The sequence below is a fragment of the Variovorax sp. V213 genome (assembly GCF_041154455.1).
Lineage (GTDB): Bacteria > Pseudomonadota > Gammaproteobacteria > Burkholderiales > Burkholderiaceae_C > Variovorax.
The window spans coordinates 616,909-638,551 of the sequence record NZ_AP028665.1; the positions used below are offsets into that span (position 1 = coordinate 616,909).

Annotated in this window: 24 protein-coding genes and 1 pseudogene; 15 read left to right on the forward strand and 10 right to left on the reverse strand. The window is 64.8% G+C overall.

Going from position 1 to position 21,643, the window contains the following annotated elements; genetic code table 11:
* Positions 1 to 10: 10 nt before the first annotated feature.
* The 4 genes from ACAM55_RS28060 (at position 11) to ACAM55_RS28075 (ending at position 3,953) form a co-directional block, all read left to right on the forward strand.
* Positions 11 to 1,852 (forward strand): 2-oxoacid:acceptor oxidoreductase subunit alpha, encoded by a 1,842-nt coding sequence (locus ACAM55_RS28060; RefSeq protein WP_369657487.1) that lies wholly within the window; start codon positions 11 to 13, stop codon positions 1,850 to 1,852.
* Positions 1,849 to 2,904, forward strand: a complete 1,056-nt coding sequence (locus ACAM55_RS28065) for a 2-oxoacid:ferredoxin oxidoreductase subunit beta (protein ID WP_369656538.1) — start codon at positions 1,849 to 1,851, stop codon at positions 2,902 to 2,904. The genes ACAM55_RS28060 and ACAM55_RS28065 overlap by 4 nt, the downstream gene beginning before the upstream one ends.
* Before the next feature lie 49 nt (positions 2,905 to 2,953).
* On the forward strand, positions 2,954 to 3,391 hold the full coding sequence (locus tag ACAM55_RS28070) for a CBS domain-containing protein (RefSeq protein ID WP_369656539.1): 438 nt from the start codon (positions 2,954 to 2,956) through the stop codon (positions 3,389 to 3,391).
* Between the two features lie 112 nt (positions 3,392 to 3,503).
* On the forward strand, positions 3,504 to 3,953 hold the full coding sequence (locus ACAM55_RS28075; RefSeq protein WP_369656540.1) for an OmpA family protein: 450 nt from the start codon (positions 3,504 to 3,506) through the stop codon (positions 3,951 to 3,953).
* Positions 3,954 to 4,114: 161 nt separating this feature from the next.
* Here the strand turns inward: ACAM55_RS28075 and ACAM55_RS28080 are convergent, their stop codons facing one another.
* Positions 4,115 to 4,792, reverse strand: coding sequence for an isoprenylcysteine carboxylmethyltransferase family protein (locus ACAM55_RS28080; protein ID WP_369656541.1), 678 nt, complete (start codon positions 4,790 to 4,792; stop codon positions 4,115 to 4,117).
* Positions 4,793 to 4,846: 54 nt separating this feature from the next.
* Complete coding sequence (locus tag ACAM55_RS28085) at positions 4,847 to 5,350, reverse strand: DinB family protein (RefSeq protein WP_369656542.1); 504 nt, start codon at positions 5,348 to 5,350, stop codon at positions 4,847 to 4,849.
* 125 nt (positions 5,351 to 5,475) lie between these two features.
* On the opposite strand from ACAM55_RS28085, the gene ACAM55_RS28090 reads away from it, so the two are divergent.
* A complete protein-coding gene (locus ACAM55_RS28090) occupies positions 5,476 to 6,102 on the forward strand; it encodes a TetR/AcrR family transcriptional regulator (protein WP_369656543.1) in 627 nt (208 codons plus the stop codon).
* 82 nt (positions 6,103 to 6,184) lie between these two features.
* On the opposite strand, the pseudogene ACAM55_RS28095 reads toward ACAM55_RS28090, so the two are convergent.
* Positions 6,185 to 6,358 (reverse strand): annotated as a pseudogene (locus tag ACAM55_RS28095) (transporter substrate-binding domain-containing protein); the annotation flags it as partial.
* A gap of 24 nt (positions 6,359 to 6,382) precedes the next feature.
* On the opposite strand from ACAM55_RS28095, the gene ACAM55_RS28100 reads away from it, so the two are divergent.
* Positions 6,383 to 6,676 carry a type II toxin-antitoxin system Phd/YefM family antitoxin gene (locus tag ACAM55_RS28100; RefSeq protein WP_369656544.1) on the forward strand — a complete coding sequence of 98 codons (294 nt, stop codon included), beginning with the start codon at positions 6,383 to 6,385 and terminating at the stop codon, positions 6,674 to 6,676.
* A 402-nt stretch (positions 6,677 to 7,078) separates the two neighbouring features.
* Here the strand turns inward: ACAM55_RS28100 and ACAM55_RS28105 are convergent, their stop codons facing one another.
* Together ACAM55_RS28105 and ACAM55_RS28110 are read right to left on the reverse strand one after the other, a co-directional pair.
* On the reverse strand, positions 7,079 to 7,756 hold the full coding sequence (locus ACAM55_RS28105) for a glutathione S-transferase family protein (protein WP_369656545.1): 678 nt from the start codon (positions 7,754 to 7,756) through the stop codon (positions 7,079 to 7,081).
* Positions 7,757 to 7,773: 17 nt separating this feature from the next.
* A complete protein-coding gene (locus ACAM55_RS28110) occupies positions 7,774 to 8,400 on the reverse strand; it encodes an IclR family transcriptional regulator (RefSeq protein WP_369656546.1) in 627 nt (208 codons plus the stop codon).
* Between the two features lie 135 nt (positions 8,401 to 8,535).
* Between ACAM55_RS28110 and ACAM55_RS28115 the strand changes: the two genes are divergently transcribed.
* The 5 genes from ACAM55_RS28115 (at position 8,536) to ACAM55_RS28135 (ending at position 13,788) form a co-directional block, all read left to right on the forward strand.
* Positions 8,536 to 9,738, forward strand: coding sequence for a CaiB/BaiF CoA transferase family protein (locus ACAM55_RS28115; protein ID WP_369656547.1), 1,203 nt, complete (start codon positions 8,536 to 8,538; stop codon positions 9,736 to 9,738).
* Positions 9,739 to 9,827: 89 nt separating this feature from the next.
* On the forward strand, positions 9,828 to 10,802 hold the full coding sequence (locus ACAM55_RS28120) for a Bug family tripartite tricarboxylate transporter substrate binding protein (RefSeq protein WP_369656548.1): 975 nt from the start codon (positions 9,828 to 9,830) through the stop codon (positions 10,800 to 10,802).
* Positions 10,803 to 10,814: 12 nt separating this feature from the next.
* Positions 10,815 to 12,224, forward strand: a complete 1,410-nt coding sequence (gene leuC, locus ACAM55_RS28125) for a 3-isopropylmalate dehydratase large subunit (RefSeq protein ID WP_369656549.1) — start codon at positions 10,815 to 10,817, stop codon at positions 12,222 to 12,224.
* The gene (leuD, locus tag ACAM55_RS28130) at positions 12,224 to 12,865 is read left to right on the forward strand and encodes a 3-isopropylmalate dehydratase small subunit (protein ID WP_369656550.1); all 642 of its coding nucleotides are present in this window, start codon (positions 12,224 to 12,226) and stop codon (positions 12,863 to 12,865) included. The genes leuC and leuD overlap by 1 nt, the downstream gene beginning before the upstream one ends.
* A complete protein-coding gene (locus ACAM55_RS28135) occupies positions 12,862 to 13,788 on the forward strand; it encodes a hydroxymethylglutaryl-CoA lyase (RefSeq protein WP_369656551.1) in 927 nt (308 codons plus the stop codon). Before leuD ends, ACAM55_RS28135 begins: the two co-directional genes overlap by 4 nt.
* Positions 13,789 to 13,877: 89 nt before the next feature.
* Here the strand turns inward: ACAM55_RS28135 and ACAM55_RS28140 are convergent, their stop codons facing one another.
* From ACAM55_RS28140 to ACAM55_RS28150, 3 genes are all read right to left on the reverse strand, one after another.
* Positions 13,878 to 14,804 (reverse strand): NAD(P)-dependent oxidoreductase, encoded by a 927-nt coding sequence (locus tag ACAM55_RS28140; protein ID WP_369656552.1) that lies wholly within the window; start codon positions 14,802 to 14,804, stop codon positions 13,878 to 13,880.
* Positions 14,801 to 15,490 (reverse strand): RraA family protein, encoded by a 690-nt coding sequence (locus ACAM55_RS28145; RefSeq protein WP_369656553.1) that lies wholly within the window; start codon positions 15,488 to 15,490, stop codon positions 14,801 to 14,803. The genes ACAM55_RS28140 and ACAM55_RS28145 overlap by 4 nt, the downstream gene beginning before the upstream one ends.
* A 73-nt stretch (positions 15,491 to 15,563) precedes the next feature.
* Positions 15,564 to 16,550: a Bug family tripartite tricarboxylate transporter substrate binding protein gene (locus ACAM55_RS28150; RefSeq protein ID WP_369656554.1), complete on the reverse strand. Its 987-nt coding sequence runs from the start codon at positions 16,548 to 16,550 to the stop codon at positions 15,564 to 15,566.
* Between the two features lie 130 nt (positions 16,551 to 16,680).
* On the opposite strand from ACAM55_RS28150, the gene ACAM55_RS28155 reads away from it, so the two are divergent.
* The 3 genes from ACAM55_RS28155 (at position 16,681) to ACAM55_RS28165 (ending at position 19,838) form a co-directional block, all read left to right on the forward strand.
* Positions 16,681 to 17,469 carry an IclR family transcriptional regulator gene (locus tag ACAM55_RS28155; RefSeq protein ID WP_369656555.1) on the forward strand — a complete coding sequence of 263 codons (789 nt, stop codon included), beginning with the start codon at positions 16,681 to 16,683 and terminating at the stop codon, positions 17,467 to 17,469.
* A gap of 158 nt (positions 17,470 to 17,627) precedes the next feature.
* On the forward strand, positions 17,628 to 18,452 hold the full coding sequence (locus ACAM55_RS28160; protein WP_369656556.1) for a universal stress protein: 825 nt from the start codon (positions 17,628 to 17,630) through the stop codon (positions 18,450 to 18,452).
* Positions 18,453 to 18,485: 33 nt separating this feature from the next.
* Positions 18,486 to 19,838, forward strand: coding sequence for an MBL fold metallo-hydrolase RNA specificity domain-containing protein (locus tag ACAM55_RS28165; RefSeq protein ID WP_369656557.1), 1,353 nt, complete (start codon positions 18,486 to 18,488; stop codon positions 19,836 to 19,838).
* Between the two features lie 10 nt (positions 19,839 to 19,848).
* On the opposite strand, the gene ACAM55_RS28170 is transcribed toward ACAM55_RS28165, so the two are convergent.
* Together ACAM55_RS28170 and ACAM55_RS28175 are read right to left on the reverse strand one after the other, a co-directional pair.
* Positions 19,849 to 20,502 (reverse strand): BON domain-containing protein, encoded by a 654-nt coding sequence (locus ACAM55_RS28170; protein WP_369656558.1) that lies wholly within the window; start codon positions 20,500 to 20,502, stop codon positions 19,849 to 19,851.
* 3 nt (positions 20,503 to 20,505) lie between these two features.
* Complete coding sequence (locus ACAM55_RS28175) at positions 20,506 to 20,958, reverse strand: universal stress protein (protein WP_369656559.1); 453 nt, start codon at positions 20,956 to 20,958, stop codon at positions 20,506 to 20,508.
* Between the two features lie 168 nt (positions 20,959 to 21,126).
* Here ACAM55_RS28175 and ACAM55_RS28180 point away from each other — a divergent pair, with 168 nt between their 5' ends.
* Positions 21,127 to 21,627 (forward strand): universal stress protein, encoded by a 501-nt coding sequence (locus tag ACAM55_RS28180; protein ID WP_369656560.1) that lies wholly within the window; start codon positions 21,127 to 21,129, stop codon positions 21,625 to 21,627.
* Positions 21,628 to 21,643: the final 16 nt, after the last annotated feature.

Below are 21,643 nucleotides of genomic sequence, written 5' to 3' on the forward strand. Positions count from 1 at the left end.
CGTGGGGCTCATCCCGCAGATCGAAGCGGTCAACGATTTCGTCATCAAGTTCGCCAACGTCAACGGCTCGGGCTCGGCCTCGGCCAACGAGCTGTTCGCCAAGGCCATCCTGCGCATGGGCGTGCCGGTGAGTCCGCGCAACATCTTCCCAAGCAATATCCAGGGCCTGCCGACCTGGTACGAGGTGCGCGTGACCGAAGAAGGCCACCTGGGGCGGCGCGGCGGCACCGACATGATGGTGGCGATGAACCCGCAGACCTGGGACGCCGACCTGGCCGAGCTGGAGCCGGGCGGCTATCTCTTCTACGACAGCACGCGGCCGCTGCCGCCGTCGAAATTCCGCAGCGACATCCGCGTCATCGGCATGCCGCTCACCGAGATCTGCAACGCCGTCTACCAGGACCCGCGCCAGCGCCAGCTGTTCAAGAACATCGTCTATGTGGGCGCTCTGGCCATCCTGCTCGGCATCGAGCCGGAAGTGGTCGAAGAGCTGTTCGGTGAACAGTACAAGGGCAAGGAAAAACTGCTGGCCTCCAACGTGCAGGCACTGCACCTGGGCTGCGACTTCGCGCGCGAGAACCTGCGCGAACCCCTGGGGCTCCAGGTGCGGCGTGCCGACCGGGTGGGCGACCGGATCTTCGTGGACGGCAACAGCGCCGCGGCGTTGGGCTGCGTGTATGGCGGCGCGACGGTCGCGGCCTGGTATCCGATCACGCCGTCGTCCTCGGTGGCCGAGGCCTTTCAGAAGTACTGCGCCAAATTCCGGGTCGACCCGGCCACCGGCCAGCAACGATTCGCCATCGTGCAGGCGGAAGACGAGCTCGCCTCGATCGGCATGGTGGTCGGCGCCGGCTGGAACGGCGCGCGGGCCTTCACCGCGACCTCGGGGCCGGGCATTTCGCTGATGGCCGAGTTCATCGGCCTGGCCTACTTTGCCGAGATTCCCGTCACGCTCATCAACGTGCAGCGCGGCGGCCCTTCCACCGGCATGCCGACGCGCACGCAGCAGGCCGACATCCTGTCCTGCGCCTACGCCTCGCACGGCGACACCAAGCACGTGCTGCTGTTTCCCGAGGATCCGCACGAGTGCTTCGAGCACGCGGCGGCCGCGCTGGACCTGGCCGACCGGCTGCAAACGCCGGTGTTCCTGATGACGGACCTGGACATCGGCATGAACCAGCGCCTGTGCGCGCCCTTTGCCTGGGACGACAGCAAGGCCTACGACCGCGGCAAGGTCATGAGCGCCCAAGAACTCGAGGCGGGCCGCGACTTCGGCCGCTACAAGGACGTGGACGGCGACGGCATCCCCTGGCGCACGCTGCCGGGCACGCATCCGACCAAGGGCAGCTACTTCACCCGCGGCACGACACGCGACGCCTACGCCCGCTATTCGGAGCGCGGGCCGGACTACATCTACAACATGGAGCGGCTGCTGAAGAAGTTCGCGACGGCTGCCACGCTGGTGCCGCAACCGGTGCAGCGCCCGGCCGCCCGAAAGACCGAGCTGGGCGTGATCTATTTCGGTTCGACCAGCCCGGCCATGCACGAGGCGCTGCAAGCGCTGGAAGAACGCGGTATCCACCTCGATGCGCTGCGGCTGCGCGCCTTTCCCTTCCCGGACAGCGTGGTGCAGTTCCTGGCGCAGCACGCGCAGGTGTTCGTGGTCGAGCAGAACCGCGACGCCCAGATGCGCAGCCTGCTGGTCAACGAGCTGGACATCGATCCCGCGCGGCTGGTCCGGGTGCTGCATTTCGACGGCACGCCCATCACGGCGCGCTTCATCGTCCGGTCCATCGACACGCACCTGCAGGCGCAAGCATCCGGCGCCGCCGAGCCGAAGGAGCCTGCATGACCTACCTCGCCAAGCCCCGGCTGCATCACCCCACGCTGGCCACCAACAAGGTCGGCTACACGCGGCGCGACTACGAGGGCAAGATCTCCACGCTGTGCGCCGGCTGCGGGCACGACTCGATCTCCGCCGCCATCATCGAGGCCTGCTGGGAGCTGGACATCGAACCGCATCGCGTGGCCAAGCTCTCGGGCATCGGCTGCAGCTCGAAGACGCCGGATTATTTTCTGGGCGCGTCGCACGGCTTCAACACCGTGCACGGCCGCATGCCCAGCGTGCTGACCGGCGCCAACCTGGCCAACCGCGACCTGCTGTACCTGGGCGTCTCGGGCGACGGGGATTCGGCTTCCATCGGCCTGGGCCAGTTCGCCCACGCCATGCGGCGCGGCGTGCGCATGGCCTACATCGTGGAGAACAACGGGGTCTACGGCCTGACCAAGGGCCAGTTCTCCGCCACCGCCGACCAGGGCTCGAAGAGCAAGAAGGGCGTCGTCAACACCGACAGCCCCGTGGACCTCGTGGCCATGGCGCTGCAGCTGGGTGCCAGCTATGTGGGTCGGGGCTTTTCTGGTAACAAGGCGCAATTGGTGCCGCTCATCAAAGGGGCGATCAGCCATGGCGGGGCCGCCTTCATCGACGTGATCAGCCCCTGCGTCGCCTTCAACAACCACCCCGGCAGTACCAAGAGTTACGACTACGTGCGCGAGCACAACGAGGCGGTGAGCCGCATCGACTTCATCAGCGGGCGAGAGGAGATCGCCGTCGACATCGAGCCGGGCGAAGTGATGGACGTACGCCAGCACGACGGCACGCTGCTGCGCCTGCGCAGCCTGCATCCCGACTACAACCCCGGCGATCGCTACGCCGCCATGGCCTACATGCAACGGCACCAGGAGATGGGCGAGGTGGTGACCGGCCTGCTCTTCGTCGACCCGCTGGCCACCGACCTGCACACGGCGCTCAACACCTGCGACCGGCCGCTCAATGCGCTGGGGCCCGCCGAGCTGTGCCCGGGTGCCCAGGCCCTGGAACGGCTCAACGCCTCCTTGCGCTGAGCGGCGGCTCGCTGCAACATTCACATCCTTCTCTTTTGGAGGGCGCACCATGGCCGAGCGCACCGTTTTCCAATCCATCTCGCGCAAGCATGTGACCAGCCTGGGCCCGCAGGCCAGTGCGCGCGACGCCGCATGTGTGATGACGCGCGCGAATTGCGGCAGCGTGCTCATCATGGAGCTGCCCGACATCCTGCTGGGCATCCTGACCGAGCGCGACCTGATGACCCGCGTGCTGGCCCGGGGGCTCGACGCCGATCGCACCGCGGTGCGTGAAGTCATGACGCCCAACCCCATCTGCGTGCCGCCCGAAACGCTGGTGTCCGACGCCGTGGTGCTCATGCTCGAACGGGGCTTCCGCCATCTGCCATTGATGGCCGGAACAAAGATCCTCGGCGTGTTCTCTGTGCGTGACGCGCTGCCGCGGGAGCTCGGCACGGCGGTGAGCCTGACCGAATTCCGCGAGCAGGTGAATGACGCGCTGGGTTAGGGCAACGGATTCGGAACAAGGACGGCGCCGGAACTCGCCGGGCTCGCGGAATTGCGCTTCCACAATGCACGCCCCCGCTGCTCACCGTCCACACGATCTTTTTTGCTGACGCATGAATCCTTTCCGCTGGGTCTTTGCCGCCGTCCTGGCAATGCTGCTGCTTCCAAATTCGGCCCTGGCTTCGAAATGCTCGGTGGCCGCTGACGTGTTCTTTGCTCCGAACAGTGCCGCCATGGATGAAGAGAGCCTCGAGAAGCTCTTCGAGCCCATCAGGAAAGTTCAGAAGAGCAACACTGTGCTCGCCTTCATTGCGTCTGGACATGCAGACAAATCAGAGGCTACCGGAGAGCAGGCGAAGTCGCTCTCCTTGGCAAGAGCCGGGGAGGTGGCTGCGCAGGTCGTGCGGCGCTACCCAGCGTTGGCCAACGTTGTGCACATCGCAAGCCACGGTTCAACCCAGCCAGTCGCAGCCGACGCCTACAAGAACCGAAGAGTGGAGGTTGAAGTGGTGTGCGTCGTGCCACCTCCACACTTTGACAAGAAGGGCAATCCAGTCATGTGAGCCGGTGAATCAGTGGGGCGATCGAGACGTTCCGGCATGGGCTTGACACAGCGCTCCCGAACCTCGTGGGAGCCGGTGGGACTGGGCGACCGGCCCCTGCTTCCGGGACTTGGCATTCGCGGCGACGTGCACATGGTGATGACGGACCGCTGCCTCCTTTCCTACCAGACATGCGGAATGAGGCGATAGCGCACACGGCTTGCGTATTCGTTGTAGCCGGGAAGATCGCGGCGCAAGATCTTTTCCTCATCGAGAAGCCGCCATAAAAGCACCGGCAGGACGAGCGGGACGAGACAGATCGTGAGCCACGAGCCGAGTGCCAGCGGCATGCCGATGAAGAGCCAGAGCGCGCCAGCGTACATGGGATGACGCACATAAGCGTAGGGGCCGCTGTCGATCACCTTCTGGTCATCCGCGACGCTGATGTTGGCTGCCGCATAACTATTGACCTTCAGCACCCAGAAAATGAAGAGGAAGGACAAGACGATCACGATGTTCCCTACAAGGGACAGGTATGCGGGAACCGGCGAGACGCCAAATCGGTAATCGAGCGGGGGCAGGATGATAAAAACAAAAAACGCGAGGATGATGAGCGACACGATGATCTTCTGTGGCCACTCTTTCTCATGCTGTGGTCCGGCATTCATGCGGCGCTCGAGAAGCGGCCTGTCGTGGAGGGCGAGATAGACGGTGAAGGCGATGGTCGAGACGGAAAAGACGCCGATAAAGAGCCAGCCCTGCCAGTATTGCCACGTGCCCGCGGGCAAGAAAATGAAGGCAACGAATACGGCCATTCCCGCAACCCCTTGCGCGATGGCTTTCTTGTACAGCGGATCCATAGACAAGTGAATGGTATATCCGACGCCCCATTCCGCAATGACCGATGACTGGGTTCAAGCGGCAATCCGCCTTCTCGTCGACGCTTGCGCCTCATGCAGATACGTCGTGAAGCCATCCTTGGCCGGTGGAACTGAATTGAGCAGCATCACTGCGCTGACCTGCCCACGATGACCTGTTCCGTGCGTGACGACATGCATGAGCATCTCCTCGCGAGACATACGCCCCGGTGCGCCGTCAGTGAACGCGAAATCGATTCGTTCGGCCAATTGGGAAAGATCGAGCGTCGATACATAGTCGATGTATTCCTGATCGCTTCTTCTGAGGTCAGCGGCTAGAGCTTCAAGCGTTGGCAACTCACTCAAGTTGGCCGAAGGGTACGCGTGAGCTTCTCGTCTAATGTGCGCGGCGAATATGCGGTCGACCACATACGTGTGGCTCAAAGCCTTGATGGCCAATGCAGTGATTGGAGAGTTGTCGCCGAGCCGGGCAAGCGCCGTCAATAGCTGGTCGTTTGCCCAAGCTTTGAATGTGAAGAGATGGTGCAAGGTGCCGTCCATGTCATGGGTCTCCTAGGGTATTTGCGCTATGGGCCTCGCATGCAAGATGCTGCGCTGCCTTTGCGCGTCTGCCTAGAATATGAGCGATCATTCGCTTTTGCTACTCGCATTGACGGCATCAGAAAATGGCGCGAAGACCGGTCACCAAGCCCAGAAAAATCGCGACTCAGGAGCGATCGCGCGCGACTGTCGACAGCCTGATTGAGGCAACTGCTCGCATTCTGGTCAAGGACGGCTTCGACAAAGCGAGCACCAACCGCATTGCGGAAGTTGCGGGGGTGAGCATCGGCTCGCTCTATCAATATTTCCCGAGCAAGGAGGCACTCGTCGCCGCCGTGATTGAGCGCCACCAGCATCAGATCATGCAAATGGTCCGGCGCGAGTTGGCGCAGGTTTCGACCCAGTCGCTGGACGAGGCGATGCGCAAATTCGTCGCGATCGCGGTAGAAGCGCATCGTCTCGATCCAAAACTGCATCGAGTGCTCGCCGAGCAGATCCCGCGCGTGGGAAAGCTCGAGAAGCTGGAAACCTTCAGTCGTGAAAATTTCAGTCTGTTCAGAGCCTATCTCGAAGGAGCTCGGGACGAACTCGGCGTCGATGACCTCGAGCTCGCATCATTTGTATGTGTCACCACAATCGAGGCGTTGACGCATAACGCGGTCCTGCACCATTCCAAAGTGCTGGCCGACGATCGAATGGAAACGCTCATCGACGAGGGCGCGCGCCTCGTGATCGGATATCTCAAAGGCTAGCGCGGAAACCGTCTTGACGAGAGCCGCTATGGCCGCCCCCGACTTGCGAGATTTCAGGGCGACCGCGCGCATCTCGCACTGCATTCGATGGTGGGATGGGTTGCATGAACCATTTGTCATAGAGCTTGGCCACCGTGCCGTCTTTGACCTGGTGCGCGATGCTGTCGTCGACGGCCTTCTTGAACGCCGGGTCGTCCTTGCGGATCATGAGGGAGATAGGTTCGATTGAAAGGGCCTCGCCGACGATCTTGAAGTCCTTGGGATTTAACGGATCTGCAACATGTCGTTGAGAGCATCAGATATTGTTCCCATCAGCGAAGCGCGCGCCCGGCTCACCGAGTTGGCCGAAGACGTGGTCGGCAGCGGCTCAGAGAAGGTGCTGACCAAGAACGGGGCGAGCTACGTTGCCTTGGTCGATGCGCGCCGGCTGGACTACTACCATGCCCTCGGGTCGGAGCACGCCAACCTTGTGCTGGCTGAAGACGCCATCACCGGCCTGCGGCAGGCCTTGGCACGACAATTCGTGTCTGTCGAGGAACTGGACCGGGCACTCGGCGTCGCATCGGCACCATGAGCATCCCAGTCAACTCAAGGGTTCGAGCGGTTCCGAACTTTCTGGTGTGCCTGCACGCTGCACGTAGCTTGATGGAGGAACAGGACACCGCTTCTGCGCCTGTGCGCTTCAAGAAGTTGCGTCTTGCTGTACGCACATTCTGAGCGAGAAGTGGTGCTGCTCTCAACACGGCACGAGGGAGTTGGGCTACGGGTTGCTCAAGCCATCCACCTGACGAGCGCTGAGGAAGACTTGACCGCCAGCAGTCGGCCACAAGAGAAGCGGACCGTTGCACCCACCCTCTGGAGCGGCCAGCTGACCGTTCGACGCTTTTCAGGGCGACCCCGGAATTCCTCAAGACCCACTTGATTCGGCTGGCAGAAAAGCAGAAATGCGGTCTGACGCATGGCGCCGCGGCGCCCATCAAGGACGATCGGGCCTGATGTCCGGTGCGGGGGTCGAGGAGACGCCCTGCGCCTTGGCGGCGCTCGATTGCGCAGCCATCGCGGCCTTGAAACCCGGTCGCGCCTGCAGACGCTCCCAGTAAGCCGCCACCGAGGGAGTGAAGCGCTCGGACAGGCCCAGGTGCTCGGCCAGCAACAGGGCGTAGCCGACCGATACGTCCGCCGCAGTGAAGCGGCCTGCACAAAGATAGTCGCGCGCGGCGAGCAGCGGCTCCAGCGTCCGCAGGCGTGCCAGGAACCACTTGGCGTAGTCGTCGGCGACCTGCGGCTGTTTTCGCTCCGCCGGTTCGAAGTGTGCGTACCGCAACACGAGCGTTTGCGGAAAGGTCAAGGTCGCCTCGCCGAAATGGAGGTAGTTGAGGTACGGCCCGAAGTCCGGCTCGCCGCAACCTACATCCAGCTGGCCCGCCGAGAATCGCGCGGCCAGGTATTGGCAGATCGCGGCCGATTCCGTCATTCGCATGGCGCCATCGGACAGCATCGGCACCGTGCCGAGTGGGTTGACATCGAGATACGGCCGCGACAGCACGCGCGGTGGAAAGGGCAGCATCTTGAGGTCGTAGGAAAGCCCGATCTCTTCAAGCGTCCACAGGGGCCGGAACGAGCGTGCGCTGACGCAGTGGTGCAGGGTGATCATGTGTGGGGAGCAGCTGCTCATTGCGGAGATAAGAACAAGGATTCGATCTCCCGGGCTGCAGAGGCGATGCGTGCCTGCATGCTCTGCAAGTATTCAGGCGACGAGTACCGCGTGCTGGTTCCCGAGAGCGAGAGCGCGCCGAGCAACTTGCCTCTCGCATCGAAGACCGGCGCGGCGACGGCCGCGAGTTCCGGATCGCGCTCCCCAAGGCTCGTCTGCACCACGTCCGGGTTGCCGGCAGGCCGGCCTCCTTCGTACTGCCTCAGCACCCGTCCTCCAGCGCCGCGCTCCGTGGTCAGCACGTCGCCAACCTTCAACGTGTGGCCGACGGCACGGTGGCCGGTTGCGACCGCCACGCACAACCGCAAATCGCCGTGCCTCACGAAGAAGCCCGCGGTCTCGCCCGATTCCTTGGCGATCCGATCGATGACCGGCTGCACGACCGCTGCGATCCCCTGCGTGGTGTCGCCCGTGGCCTCGAGAACAGCCGTCGCCGGTCCCAGGCGATAGCGCTCCTCGTCGTCTTTCATCGCGAACGAATACCGCATCAAGGAGCGCAGCAGCCTGGAGGCGGTGGCCTTGTCGAGCTGGGTTGTCCGGGCCAGTTCGCTGAGCTTCTGACCCTCGTCCTTGCGCAAGGCCATCAAGAGCCGGAGTCCGCGTTCGAGCGCGTTGACCCCCAGGCCCTTTGGAGAAGCCGCCGGGGGAGTACTTTCGTTGATTGACATCAGGTACCTCGATCCCTATAGTTTCATACAACGATCATAAAGGATCACTAGATGAAACACAACAATGATTTGGGCGACGCAGAACTGCCACTGACCGGAGTGAAAGTTCTTGATTTCGGTCATACGGTCATGGCACCCACCTGCGGGCTCATCCTTGCGGACCTGGGTGCCACGGTGGTCCGGATCGAACGCCTCGAAGGCGACCCGACACGCACCTTGGCGGGTTTCGGCTCTGGCTTTTTTGGCTACCTGAACAGAAACAAGGAAAGCGTGGCGGTCGATCTGAAGAATCCGCAGTCACGTCCCATCCTGGAGAACGCCATCCAGTGGGCCGACGTCCTGATCGAGAACTTCGGGCCCGAAGTCATGACGCGCCTGGGCTACGGCCATGCCGCTGCCAGCGCGCTGAACGAGCGGCTGGTGTACTGCTCGCTGAAGGGCTTCCTGCCTGGGCCCTACGAAACGCGCACCGCGCTGGACGAGGTGGTGCAGATGATGGGCGGCCTGGCGTACATGACCGGGCCGGCCGGGCGCCCGATCCGTGCGGGGGCGTCGATCGTCGACATGACGGGTGGCATGTTCGGTGTCATCGGCATCATGGCCGCCCTTCGCGAACGCGAGAGGTCCGGGCGCGGCGCCCTGGTGACCAGCGCGCTGTATGAAACCACGGCATTCCTGGTCGGGCAGCACATGGCCATGGTGCAGTTGGGCGGCACTGAACTGGTCCCCATGCCGGACAGGACGCAGGCCTGGGGCGTGTATGACCTGTGCCAGTGTTCCGATGGCCAGATGTTCATTGGCCTCACGAGCGATGCGCAATGGCTTCGCTTTTGCAACGAGTTCGGTCTCGACGATCTGCGCGACGACCCGCGATTGGCAACCAACACGGCTCGCGCGGCCGCCCGGAGCTGGATGCTGCCGCGCTTCAACGAGGCGTTGTCGGCGTTCTCGATGGCAGAGGTAGAGGCGCGCTGCATTCGAGCCCAGGTTCCGTTCGGACCTGTGCGCACTCCCCTCGACCTGCTGGACGACGAGCACCTGGGCGCAAACGGCTCCTTGCTGGATGTCTGCGTCGAAGGCAAGCATGCAGCACTCCCGGCAATGCCGTTCCGCATCAACGAGCAAAAGCCTGCGGTTCGCCTGCAGCCACAGAGCGTGGGTGCGCAGACGGCCAAGTATCTCGAGGCTTGGGGATTGTCGGCGACGGATTCACGCGATCTCTTTGCATCCGGCGTTGTCACCGGTCCGCACTGAACACGCAAGAGCGCATCGTGCCGCGGCGCAGCTAGCCACTCAAAAGAACAAGACCCATCACGCGCACAAATCAACCACATGGAGACAACATGCCCCACCTGAACCGAAGAACGATCGTCACCGCGCTTGCAGGCCTCGTTGCCACATTCGGGCCGGCCTGCGCAGCCGAGCCCTACCCCAGCAAACCCGTCCGGTTGATCACGCCGAACTCGGCCGGCTCCGGCGCCGACAACATGACGCGACGCCTGGCCGACCAGATGTCCAGGGCATTGAAGCAGCCGTTCGTCGTGGAGAACATACCGGGCGCCGGTGGCGTCGTGGGCACCGAGGCCTTGCTACGGGCCCCTGCCGATGGATACGCGATCGCGCTGATCAGTTCGAACTACGTCGTGTTTCCGCACGTCTACAAGAAGCTGACGTTCGACGCGATGAAAGACATCACGCCGATCGCAGGCGTCGCGACGTCGCCCATGGTTCTGGTCGCGCGTTCTGACCTGCCCGCGAACAATGTCGGCGAACTGAAAGCGCTGGCGTTGAAGCAACCGAACAAGCTGACGCTGGGCTCCTCCGGCAACGGAACCATTCTTCACCTTGCTGGCATGTTCATGCAGGACAAGGGGCAGTTCTCGCTGCTGCACGTTCCATACAAGGGCGTGGCCCCGGTGCTTCCGGACCTTGTCAGCGGCGTTGTCGATGTGGCTTTCATGTCATACGCAGCGGTGGAAGGGCTGGTCCAGCAGGGCCGACTCAAGGTGCTGGCGGTATCCAGTGCCAAGCGCGCCCCGGCGCTGCCCAATGTGCCCACCCTGTCTGAAACCTTTCCCGGCTGCGTCCTCGAAGCCTGGTACGCCGTGATCGGCCCCAGGGGGATGCCCCCAGAGGTGGTCGGCAAGCTCAACGAAGTCATCAACACAACGCTGCAAAGTCCGGCCTTCCAGAAACAGATCGCGGCCGAAGGCGCGCTGGTAGCGCCCATGACGCCGGATCAATTCAAGGCGTTCATCGCGTCGGAGTACGTCAAGCACGGCGAACTGGTGGCACGCTCGGGTGTCGTCATCCAGTAAAGGCGGGTTGCCATGACGCCGCGCACGCTGTTCCAGAAGCTCTGGGATCAACATCACATTGCCGACCTTCCAGGTGGCGAGTCGCTGATCCACATCGACCGGCACCTGCTGTACGAGATCACGAGCGCCCAGGCATTCGAGGGTTTGCGATCCACCGGACGCACCGTGCGCAATCCGGAGCTGACCTACGGAACCACGGACCACCTCATTTCGACGGAGCGCGGCCGCGGAGACGACACGGTCGAGGGGGGCAAAATACTGATCCAGGCTTTCCGGAAGAACACGCGCGAGCACGCGATCCGGCACTTCGATGTGCACGATCCGCAGCAGGGCATTGTTCACGTCGTCGCGCCCGAACTCGGCATCGCACTTCCCGGCGTCACGCTGGTCTGCGGGGACAGCCACACCGGAACCGTCGGCGCGCTGGGTGCGTGGGCGTGGGGCATCGGTACATCGTCGGTCGAGCAAGTTCTGGCAACACAAACCCTGGCCGTACGCAAACCGAAAACGATGCGCATCCGTGTGGATGGCGTGCTCGGCGATGGTGTCACCGCCAAGGACCTCATCTTGTATCTGATCGGTCAGATCGGCACCGCGGGTGCAACAGGGTACGCACTGGAACTGTCAGGCCAGGCCATCTCTGCGATGCCGATGGAAGGAAGATTCACCTTGTGCAACATGGGTGTCGAAGCGGGAGCCAGGACAACGTTGATTGCACCGGACGACACCACGTTCGACTACGTCAGGGGACGCGAATTCGCGCCCGCCGGCGATGCGTTCGAGATGGCTGCTTCGCACTGGCGCGAGCTTGCGAGCGACGAGGGAGCCGCTTACGACGCCGAGCTCCACTTCGACGCCAGCGTCGTCGCACCGCAAGTGACGTGGGGTACCAGTCCGGAGCAGGTTGCCGCCATCGATGCACTCGTGCCCGACCCGGCACACATCGTGGACAAGGAAGAGCGCGACGCCGCGCAACGCGCCATCGAATACATGGGCATCCGGCCCGGAGCGCCATTGCTTGGCCTGAAGATCGACAACGTCTTCATCGGCTCTTGCACCAACAGCCGCATTTCAGACCTGCAAGCCGCGGCTGCCGTCGCACAAGGCCGCAAGGTTGCCGCGCATGTGCGGGCCATCGTGGTTCCGGGATCCATGAGCGTGAAGCGGGAGGCGGAAGCGCTCGGCCTGGACCGCATCTTCCTGGATGCAGGTTTCGAGTGGCGCGAGCCGGGGTGCTCGATGTGCGCTGCCGTCAACAATGATCGGGTCGCGCCGGGCAGCCGCTGCGTGTCGACTTCCAACCGCAATTTCGAAGGACGCCAGGGGCCAGGTGCGCGCACGCATCTCGCCAGCCCGGCCGTGGCAGCCGCCGCAGCCATTGCGGGCAAGCTGACCGATACCCGCGAACTTGGAGCAAGCTGATGGAACCGTTCGTTCAATTGCGAGGCACTGCGGCACCGCTGCCCAGGATCAACGTCGACACCGACGCCATCATCGCCGTCCAGCATGTCTACACGCTGTCGAAAGCCGGGTTGGGAAAGTACCTCTTCCATCGATGGCGATACGCCGAGGACGGCACCGAGACGCAAGAATTCGTGCTGAACCGGGAGCCTTTCCGGCGTGCCTCGATCCTCGTCGCGCGCGCAAACTTCGGGTGCGGCAGCTCTCGGGAGCATGCGGTATGGGCACTTGCCGACTTCGGTTTCCGCGGCATCATTGCGCCGTCGTTCGCATCCATCTTCTACGAGAACTGCATCAAGAACGGCATCCTGCCGGTGACGCTGCCTGAGGACGCCGTGGAAGAGCTGTTGGCCGTGCTGGAGCGGAACCCCGGCGAGACAGTGACGGTGGATCTGCGCTCATGCCGGGTGGTGTTTCCGGATCGAACGATTCATGCCTTCGAGATCGACGAAGCACGGCGAGACACCCTGCTCCAGGGGCTGGATCCGATCACCCTTGCCGAAAGCCACGAGGAAGACATCGCCGCCTACCAGCGCAGGGACCGCCAGGCACGCCCGTGGGTGTGGGCTCAGCGCATTGATTTGATGAACAGGCTCTCATGAATGCGTCCACACCCGTGATCATTCGCGAAGTCGGCTTGCGCGACGGTCTTCAAAGCATCGCCAGGACGATTCCCACCGAGCAGAAACTCGAATGGCTGCATGGCGCATACGCAGCCGGACTGCGTGAGATCGAGGTCGGCTCCTTTGTGCCGGCACGCCTGCTCCCCCAGTTGGCAGACACGGCGGACCTGGTGGCGAGCGCCAAGAGGTTTCCAGGACTGGTGACGTCCGTGCTGGTGCCCAACCTCAAGGGTGCGCAAGCCGCGCTGGAAAGCGGCGCAGACGTCATGCTGCTTCCCCTGTCTGCGAGCCATGCCCACAGCCTGGCCAACTTGCGCAAGACGCCCGACGAGGTGGTGGCGGAAATCGCCCGCATCCGCAGCCTGCGCGACAGCAGCGGATCAGCCTGCTTGCTCGAGGTCGGCCTCAGCACGGCATTCGGTTGCACGATCCAGGGCGCCGTCGCTGAAAGTGAAGTTCTGCGGCTGTTGCACGCCGTGCTCGATGCGGGCGCAGACCGCGTGGGGTTGGCCGACACGGTGGGCTATGCACAGCCGATGCAGGTGAAGCGCTTGTTCGAGAGGGGTTTCGCCGTTGCCGGCGATCGCCTGGCATGCGGACATTTCCACGACACGCGGGGCCTGGGCCTGGCCAACGTGTTTGCGGCGTGGGAGGCCGGTGTCCGCCGGTTCGATGCCTGCACCGCCGGCATTGGCGGATGCCCGCATGCACCGGGCGCAAGCGGCAATGTATCTACCGAAGACACGGCCTTTCTTTTTGCCAGTATGGGCGTGCCGACAGGGTTGGATTTTGATGCGCTCATCGCACTGCGCGCCAGGGTTGCGCAGTGGTTGGAAGGCGAGACTCTTCACGGCGCGGTGTGGCGTGCGGGGCTGCCCAAGACGATGCTACCTGCAGCTTAGATGCCAAGAACCGTGCTCGATTTCTACCCACTTCTGGTAGTGCGCACAGCCGAGGCGGGCCGGCAGCCGGAGTCGCGCACGCCGGCAAGTCACGTCGTCTCGGCTTGGCGCGCCAGCACCTGCAGCAGGTTCTTGGCGGCGCCCACGCCCATGTTCACATAGGCATCGCTGGTGACACCGCCGATGTGCGGGCTCAGCACGATGCGCTTTTCGCCCTGGAAGGGGTGGCCGGGTGCCATCGGTTCGACCGCGAAGCTGTCGAGCCCGGCCATGGCGACCTGGCCCGAGCGCACGGCTGCGAGCAGTGCTTCCTCGTCGATCAGGCCGCCACGCGCCGTGTTGATGACGATCACCCCATGCTTGCATTGCGCCAGTGTCCGCGCGTTGAGCAACCCTCGGTTGTCTTCCGTCAGCGGGCAGTGCAGCGAGAGGGCGTCGGATTCGCGCCAGAGGGTCGGCAGGTCCACGGCTTCGACATGCGCCGGCAGGTCCCTGGCAAATGGGTCGAATCCCAGCACGCGCATGCCGAGCGCATCTGCCATGCGCGCGAAGCGCAGCCCGATCGCGCCCAGTCCGACCAGGCCGATGGTGCGGCCACCGAGCTCGAGGCTTTTGTGCGTGGCCTTGTCCCAGTGGCCGGTGTGCATGCGCGCGTCCAGTGCCACCACCGACTTGGCGCAGGCAAGCAGCAATGCGAGGGCCTGCTCGGCGACGGCCGCGGCGTTGGCGCCGACGGCGGCGACAACCTCGATGCCGCGGGCGCCCGCTGCCGCCTTGTCGATCGTGTCGGTACCGCTGCCGTGCTTCGAGATCACCTTGAGGGAGGGGGCGGCGTCCATGACGGCCGCGCCCACTTTGCCGTAGCGCACGATGATGGCCACCGGGTCATGCCTGCGGCACAGGGCAACAAGGTCTTCCTCGGTCGGCGCCTTGCCCGCGTAGACGACGTCATGCCCCTGGAGCAGGGCGAGGGCTTGCGGCGCCAGGTCGGCGCCCGTCACGACGATGGCGGTCATAGCGTCTCGCCTTCCTTCAGCACGCCGGCCGTCCGCAGCGCCGACACGAGCCACTTGGCCGCGGTGTCGCCCTCCCTGATGGCAGCGATGCGCGCGGCTTCGTCGCTGACCTTCTTCGCGGCCAGCGGCAGCAGGGACTCGATCTTTCCGCGCTCCACCACGACCACGCCGTCACCGTCGCCAATGACAAAGTCCCCCGCGTTCACGGTGACGCCGCCAATCGACACCGGATGGCCGATGCGCCCGCCGATGTTCTTGGTCGGGCCATTCGGATTGGTGCCGACGCAGAAGACGGGGAAGTCCATCTCGTCGATCTCGACGCTGTCGCGGCACGCTCCGTCCATCACGACGCCGGCGATGCCGAGCTGCTTGCATGCGGTCATCATGATCGTGCCCATGAGCGCTGAGGTCTGGTCGCCCTTGCCGTCGATGACCAGCACGTCACCGGGTTTGGCCATGGCGATGGCGGCATGGATCATCAGGTTGTCGCCGGGTCGCACTTCCACCGTGATCGCCGTGCCGGCGAGCTTCATGCGGGGACGCAGCGCCTTGATGCGGCCGTCCACGGCGCCGCGCCGCCCGGCGACGTCGGCCAGGATCGCCGGTTGGAAGTCGGCCGCCAGGGCCACGATGTGCGCAGGCACGCGTTCGAAGTTGCGGATGATGTCGGGAAGGGTCGATGGCATGGAGTGCTTTCGGAAGTCAGGGAAAAAGGGGCGGCTCATTCCGGCCTGAAGCCGGCGTCCTTTTCATGCGCGCTCAGTCCAGCTTGATGCCCGAGGCCTTGACGATGGCACCCCAGCGCACGCCGTCGGTGCGGATCAGCGATGCGAACTTTTCAGGCGGCCCGACCACCACTTCGGCGCCTTGGGCCGCGAGCTTCTTCTGTACGTCGGCAGTCGCCAGCGCCTTGTTGAACGCGGCGTTGAGCTTGCCGATCACCTCTTTCGGCATCGCTGCCGGGCCGGCGACGCCGAACCACGTCACGGCCTCGAAGTCCTTGTAGCCCGATTCGGCCATGGTGGGAACGTCGGGCAGGTCGCGATTGCGCTGCAGCGAGGTCACAGCCAGGGCGCGCAACTGGCCGCTCTTGATCTGGGCGATCAACGTCGGCACCGACGAGACGTACATCTGGATCTGCCCGCCCACGAGATCGGTCAGGCCCTGGGAGGCACCCTTGTAGGGCACGTGGGTGAACTGCACCCCGGCGGCCTTCTGGAACTGCTCTGTCGCAAGGTGGGCGACCGTGCCGTTGCCCGAGCTCGCGTAATTGAGGGCGGTGGGCCTGGCCTTGGCGGCAGCGACCACGTCCGCGAGCTTCTTGTAGGGCGATGCGCTCGACACCACCACGACCAGCGGCGCGGAGGCGACGAGGCCAACCGGAGCGAGATCCTTCACCGGGTCGTACGGCAGCTTGGCGTAGAGCGACGGATTGATCGCGAGGTTGCTGGTCTGCCCCAGCACCAGCGTATAGCCATCGGGAGTGGCCTTGGCCGCCGCGTCGACCCCGATGTTGCCGCCAGAGCCGGGCTTGTTGTCGATGACGATGGTCCAGCCTTCGGCGGCCGCAACCTTGTTCGCCACCTCGCGGGCAATGATGTCCGTTCCACCGCCGGGGGGGAACGGCACCACCAGGCGAATCGGGCGCGTCGGATAGCCCTGTGCCAGCGCAGTGCCGCAGGCCAGGACAAGGGCAAGGCCGAGCACGGCGCGGCGAGGAATGGAACCGTGGTTCGCGGGATGCATTGGTTTGTCTCCGTATCGTTCGATGGGCCTGCAGAGCGGTGCTCCCAGGAATGCCGCAACTCTAGGGTCGCGTTTCGCCTCATACAATGGTGGTCCACCAAACGGACCATGGTCCACTCCGTGAAACGATATGCCCGCAGCCAGAGCCAAGCGTTCAACCGAGGTCGTCGAGCAGCCGCGAGCGATCGACAGCGACGTGAGCGGCGGCGTCACCGCCGTTACGCGCGCCCTTCACTTGCTCGATGCGTTCGGCATGCGCGACGAGCGGCTCTCGCTGGCCGAACTGACCCGCCGAAGCCAGATGCACAAGACCACCGCGCTGCGGCTGCTGCGCACGCTCGCGCTGGCCGGCTACGTGGTGCAGCGCGACGACGGCGAATGGAGGCTGGGGCCTGCGGCAGGCTGGCTGGGCGCACGTTACCAATCGAGCTTCGATGCAAACAACGTGGTCGAGCCGATGTTGCTGGCGCTGTCGCAGGCGACCGGTGAAAGTGCCGCGTTCTATGTGCGCGAGGGCAATGCCAGGACCTGTCTGGCCCGCGTCGAAGGGCCGCAACCCATTCGCCACCACGCGCGCATGGGTGCAATGCTGCCGTTGGACCAGGGATCCCCGGGGCGGGTCATCCTCGCGTTCTCGGGCGAGCCCGGCAAGCTGTATGAGGACATTCGCAAGAAGGGCTATCACTTCTCCATCGGCGAGCGCGAGAAGAACGTCGCGACCGTATCGGCCCCCGTTTTCGGCTTGCGTTGGGTGCTGCTGGGTTCCGTGTGCATCTCGGGTCCCGCGGATCGGTTGCCCAAGGCAAAGTTGCTCGGCCATGCCAAGACGATCATGAAGGCCGCAAACGAGCTGTCCTATGCGCTCGCCGGACGTCCAACGGCGGAAACTCCCGCGGTTGTGTCCACGTGGCACCCCTAGTCTCGGCCCGAGCATGCGCGCGAGGCGGGCGCAGCCGAGAGCCGGCGGGCGGCAGGGAGAAGCGACGGCAGAGTCATCGGGATTGATGTTGCGCAAGGTCCGCGCCGCCCGGCGGGCCTAAGGTCTGCCCACGCACACCATTTCTGGAAGGAGCTTCCATGCCAACCCCGAAATCGATCCTCTTGCATCTCGACGGCTCCGCCCGCACGGCGGAGCGCGTCGAGCTCGCGCGCCGCCTGGCCGATGCGTTCGATGCACAGGTGACCGGCATGCCGTGCACCATCTCCGCGCTGATGCGCTACCCCTTTGCGCTCGAAGGTGCGGCAGAAGCCATTGCGATCATGCGCGACAGCGACAAGGCCGCGCGCGACAGGATGTACGCCAGCTTCACCGCCCATGCGGCCGGTTCGCACCGCATGCACTGGACCGAACCCGAGAGCGATGCGCCGTGGGGTTTTGCCCGCCGTGCGTTGTACGCCGACCTGGTGATCGTGGGCCAGCGCGACCGCAAGGACCCCATGGCCTCCGAACTTCCGGGCGATTTTCTGCCCAGCCTGCTGGTGGAGAGCGGGCGGCCCGCGCTGGTGCTTCCATATGCGGGGCCGCTCGAGCCGCTGGGCGACACCGTGCTGCTGGCGTGGAAGGAAAGCCCCGAGGCCGCGCGCGCCGTATCGGCCGCGCTGCCCTGGCTCCGCAAGGCGTCGCGCGTGCACGCGGTCTGCTACGGCGATGAAGCCGACGCGTCGCTGAAGAAGCTGCAGGGCTACCTTGCCGCACAGGGCATCGCAGGCATCTCGCTGCATGACGGCGGAAACGAAGAGGGCGACGCCGGCGACAGGCTGCTGTCATTGGCCGCCGACGTGGGCGCGGACCTGCTCGTGATGGGCTGCTACGGTCACAGCCGGGCGCGCGAATGGATCCTGGGCGGCGCCACGCGAACCATTCTCGAGTCGATGACGCTGCCGGTCCTGATGTCGCACTGACGACGAGCCGACCACCCGCGCCAAGGAGCAGCCATGCGCATCGATTTTCTCGGCGGCACCGGCACGGTGACCGGTTCCAAGTACCTGCTCACGCACGAGGGCCGCCGGCTGCTGGTGGACTGCGGCCTGTTCCAGGGGTTGAAGCAGCTTCGGCTGCGCAATTGGGACGCACTGCCCTTCGACGCCTCGGCCATCGATGCCGTGCTGCTGACGCATGCCCACATGGACCACAGCGGCTTCGTGCCGCGGCTGGTGAAGCTCGGCTTCAAGGGAAAGGTCTATTGCACGGCCGCCACCCGCGACCTGTGCGAACTGCTGCTGCCCGATTCAGGCCGGCTGCAGGAAGAAGAGGCCGACTTCGCCAACAGGCATGGCCATTCCAGGCACAAGCCCGCGCTGCCGCTCTACGCCGAGCAGGACGCGCGCGCCGCGTTGAAGCGATTCGAATGCGTGTCCTTCGACGAAGAATGCTCGCCATGGCCCGGCTGGTCGTGGCGGCTGGTCCGGGCCGGCCACATCCTGGGCGCAGGCAGCCTGCGCGTCGCATGGGAGGAGGGCAGCATCCTGTTCTCGGGCGACCTGGGCCGCAGCGACGACCTGGTGATGCGGCCACCGCAGGAGGCTGCGCCAGCAGACTACGTGGTGGTGGAGTCCACCTATGGCAACCGCCTGCACCTTCAAGCGGACACGCTCGGCGAACTGGCGGGCGTGATCAACCGGACGGCCGCGCGTGGCGGTGTGCTGGTCGTGCCGGCCTTCGCGGTGGGGCGCGCGCAAACCCTGCTGTATTGCATCCAGATGCTCAAGCGCGAAGGCCGCATACCGGACATGCCGGTGTACCTCAACAGCCCGATGGCCGCGGATGCCACGCGCCTGTACAAGGCGCACCTCGACGAGCACCGCATGAGCGCCGAACAATGCGCCGACATGAGCGGAAACACGAGAATCGTCAACACGCTGGAAGAGTCCAAGCGCCTCAACACGCTGGGCTATCCGTCGATCATCGTATCGGCCAGCGGCATGGCCACGGGCGGCCGCGTGCTGCATCACCTGAAGGCCTATGCGCCGGACCCAAGAAACACGATTCTGTTCGTGGGCTTCCAGGCCGCGGGCACGCGCGGTGCGGCATTGGTGGGTGGCGCGGATGCGGTCAAGATCCATGGCGCCTACGTGCCTGTGCGCGCCGAGGTGGCCAACCTCGAAACCCTGTCCGCCCATGCCGACCGGGAGCAACTGCTTGGCTGGCTCGCTTCGCAGAAGGCGCCGCGCCGCGTGTTCGTGACCCACGGCGAACCGGTGGCCGCCGATGCGCTGAGGCTGGCCATCGAGGAGCGCTACGGCTGGCCGTGCACCGTGCCCGAGTACCGTGAATCCCGGGAGCTGTGAGGTCGCCGGCTCAGGCTTCCACGGCCAATTCGTTGACCACTGAAACGACACCCGGCGCGGACCACACTGCACCGTAGACAGCCTTGAGTTCCGCCCAGGAGCGCACCTTGCCGCGCAGCACGATCTGCGAGCCGGTCACATCGACTGCAATCTGCCGCGGCTCGCCACGGAACACCCGGATGAGCGCGTCCTGCACCTGCCGTTCCACGTCGGCGGAACACGTCTGCAGCTTGATCTTCACGAGGTTCGTGATGCCGGTCACGCCCAGCAGATTGCGCACCGTGGATTCCGCGGCCTGGCGCTGGTAGTCCCACTCGACTTCACCGGTCAGCGTGACCCATCCGCCTTCGACCATCGGCCTGACCGTGTCGTGCGGCACCTGCACGTTCCATGCGAGTGCATGCTCGACGGCCTGTGCGATGTCGGCATCGGTGCGTTGAAACCCGGCGGCCAGCTTGACCGAGGCCTCGACGGCCAGCGCTTTGACGCCGCCGACGCGCAGCACGGCGCGTTCTGCTGCGAGCTTCTCGGCATAGCTGCAGAGATGGCCCGTCAGCGTGACCACGCCGTGATCGACGATGACGCCAACGTCCGCAGAGGTCACGGCCGGATCCCATTCCAGTTCGGCCTGGATGTCTGCCCTGAGTTGTGTATCGGACTTCACCGGTCAGCCTCCTGATTCCTCGCGCACCAGCAGCACGGGTGCCGGGCTGCCGCGCACGACGAGGTCGGCGTCGCTTCCGAGCGCGAGGCGGCTGAAGCCGCGCCGGCCGTGGGTGCCCATCACGACCAGGTCGCATGCCGCGTTCTTGGCCTCGTCGATCACGACGTCGGCAATGCGTCCTCGCGTGACCTCGCGCAGGATGGTGTCGGCCTCCACTTGCGAGTGCGCCGCGGCGGCCTTGCCGGCGGCGAGCACGGATTCCCCGTAGGCCCGCATCTTCTGCATGCCGGCTTCGAAGCTGGAGATGGTCGACATTTCCATCAGCGTCGCAAAGTCGTCGATGACGTGCAGCAGGCGCAGTTTTCCCTTCTGCTCCGCGGCCAGGCGGATCGCTTCGCGCAATCCGCGTTCTGAGGTGGGGCTGCCGTCGATGGGGACAAGAATGTGGTGGTACATGGCGTTGTCTTCCTTGGGGCCGGGCTGCGGTGAGGTTCGCCGCCGGCCGATCAGCGAACACCTCGATTTTTCGGCCGTGCCGCGGGCGCGGGCTTGCGCCATGTCAAGCCAGCGACGGCGCACTGCATGGAGACTGGAATCCGCATTCCACTTCAGGATGGATTCAGCATGTATCACCGCATTCTTGTCCCCATCGATGGCAGCCCGACTTCTCTTCGAGGCCTGGACGAGGCGATCCGCCTGGCCGGGCTCATGGGCTCCGTCCTGCGGCTCATCCATGTCGTGGACGAGTTGAAATACGTCACCGGCTTCGGGAGCCCCTCCGCCCCCGATCTGCTGCCGCTGATGGAAGAGGCCGGCGAGCAGATTCTTCAGCAAGGCAGGGAGCGTGCGGAACACGCCGGCATCCGGACCGAGACCCTGCTGTTCACCTCGTTGGCGGGCCGCCTGTGCGATCACGTTGCCGAGCAGGCCAAGGCCTGGAATGCCGATCTGATCGTGATCGGCACTCACGGGCGCCGCGGTGTCGGACGGGTGCTGCTGGGCAGCGGTGCCGAGCAGATCCTGCGCTTGGCGCCGGTTCCGGTACTGCTCGTGCGGGCCCCGTCGGGCGAGGAAGAGACCGGCGGCGCCTCTGGCCCGACGCGCGTCGACATCACAACAGCCTGAGCGGCGCCGCCATTCC

Excerpts from the sequence above, each read along its gene's own strand:
- ACAM55_RS28065 (WP_369656538.1), top strand. The coding sequence starts at position 1,849 with ATGACCTACCTCGCCAAGCCCCGGCTGCATCACCCCACGCTGGCCACC.
- ACAM55_RS28070 (WP_369656539.1), top strand. The coding sequence starts at position 2,954 with ATGGCCGAGCGCACCGTTTTCCAATCCATCTCGCGCAAGCATGTGACC.
- ACAM55_RS28075 (WP_369656540.1), top strand. The coding sequence starts at position 3,504 with ATGAATCCTTTCCGCTGGGTCTTTGCCGCCGTCCTGGCAATGCTGCTG.
- ACAM55_RS28080 (WP_369656541.1), bottom strand. The coding sequence starts at position 4,792 with ATGGATCCGCTGTACAAGAAAGCCATCGCGCAAGGGGTTGCGGGAATG.
- ACAM55_RS28085 (WP_369656542.1), bottom strand. The coding sequence starts at position 5,350 with ATGGACGGCACCTTGCACCATCTCTTCACATTCAAAGCTTGGGCAAAC.
- ACAM55_RS28090 (WP_369656543.1), top strand. The coding sequence starts at position 5,476 with ATGGCGCGAAGACCGGTCACCAAGCCCAGAAAAATCGCGACTCAGGAG.
- ACAM55_RS28100 (WP_369656544.1), top strand. The coding sequence starts at position 6,383 with ATGTCGTTGAGAGCATCAGATATTGTTCCCATCAGCGAAGCGCGCGCC.
- ACAM55_RS28105 (WP_369656545.1), bottom strand. The coding sequence starts at position 7,756 with ATGATCACCCTGCACCACTGCGTCAGCGCACGCTCGTTCCGGCCCCTG.
- ACAM55_RS28110 (WP_369656546.1), bottom strand. The coding sequence starts at position 8,400 with ATGGCCTTGCGCAAGGACGAGGGTCAGAAGCTCAGCGAACTGGCCCGG.
- ACAM55_RS28115 (WP_369656547.1), top strand. The coding sequence starts at position 8,536 with ATGAAACACAACAATGATTTGGGCGACGCAGAACTGCCACTGACCGGA.
- ACAM55_RS28120 (WP_369656548.1), top strand. The coding sequence starts at position 9,828 with ATGCCCCACCTGAACCGAAGAACGATCGTCACCGCGCTTGCAGGCCTC.
- leuC (WP_369656549.1), top strand. The coding sequence starts at position 10,815 with ATGACGCCGCGCACGCTGTTCCAGAAGCTCTGGGATCAACATCACATT.
- leuD (WP_369656550.1), top strand. The coding sequence starts at position 12,224 with ATGGAACCGTTCGTTCAATTGCGAGGCACTGCGGCACCGCTGCCCAGG.
- ACAM55_RS28135 (WP_369656551.1), top strand. The coding sequence starts at position 12,862 with ATGAATGCGTCCACACCCGTGATCATTCGCGAAGTCGGCTTGCGCGAC.
- ACAM55_RS28140 (WP_369656552.1), bottom strand. The coding sequence starts at position 14,804 with ATGACCGCCATCGTCGTGACGGGCGCCGACCTGGCGCCGCAAGCCCTC.
- ACAM55_RS28145 (WP_369656553.1), bottom strand. The coding sequence starts at position 15,490 with ATGCCATCGACCCTTCCCGACATCATCCGCAACTTCGAACGCGTGCCT.
- ACAM55_RS28150 (WP_369656554.1), bottom strand. The coding sequence starts at position 16,550 with ATGCATCCCGCGAACCACGGTTCCATTCCTCGCCGCGCCGTGCTCGGC.
- ACAM55_RS28155 (WP_369656555.1), top strand. The coding sequence starts at position 16,681 with ATGCCCGCAGCCAGAGCCAAGCGTTCAACCGAGGTCGTCGAGCAGCCG.
- ACAM55_RS28160 (WP_369656556.1), top strand. The coding sequence starts at position 17,628 with ATGCCAACCCCGAAATCGATCCTCTTGCATCTCGACGGCTCCGCCCGC.
- ACAM55_RS28165 (WP_369656557.1), top strand. The coding sequence starts at position 18,486 with ATGCGCATCGATTTTCTCGGCGGCACCGGCACGGTGACCGGTTCCAAG.
- ACAM55_RS28175 (WP_369656559.1), bottom strand. The coding sequence starts at position 20,958 with ATGTACCACCACATTCTTGTCCCCATCGACGGCAGCCCCACCTCAGAA.
- ACAM55_RS28180 (WP_369656560.1), top strand. The coding sequence starts at position 21,127 with ATGTATCACCGCATTCTTGTCCCCATCGATGGCAGCCCGACTTCTCTT.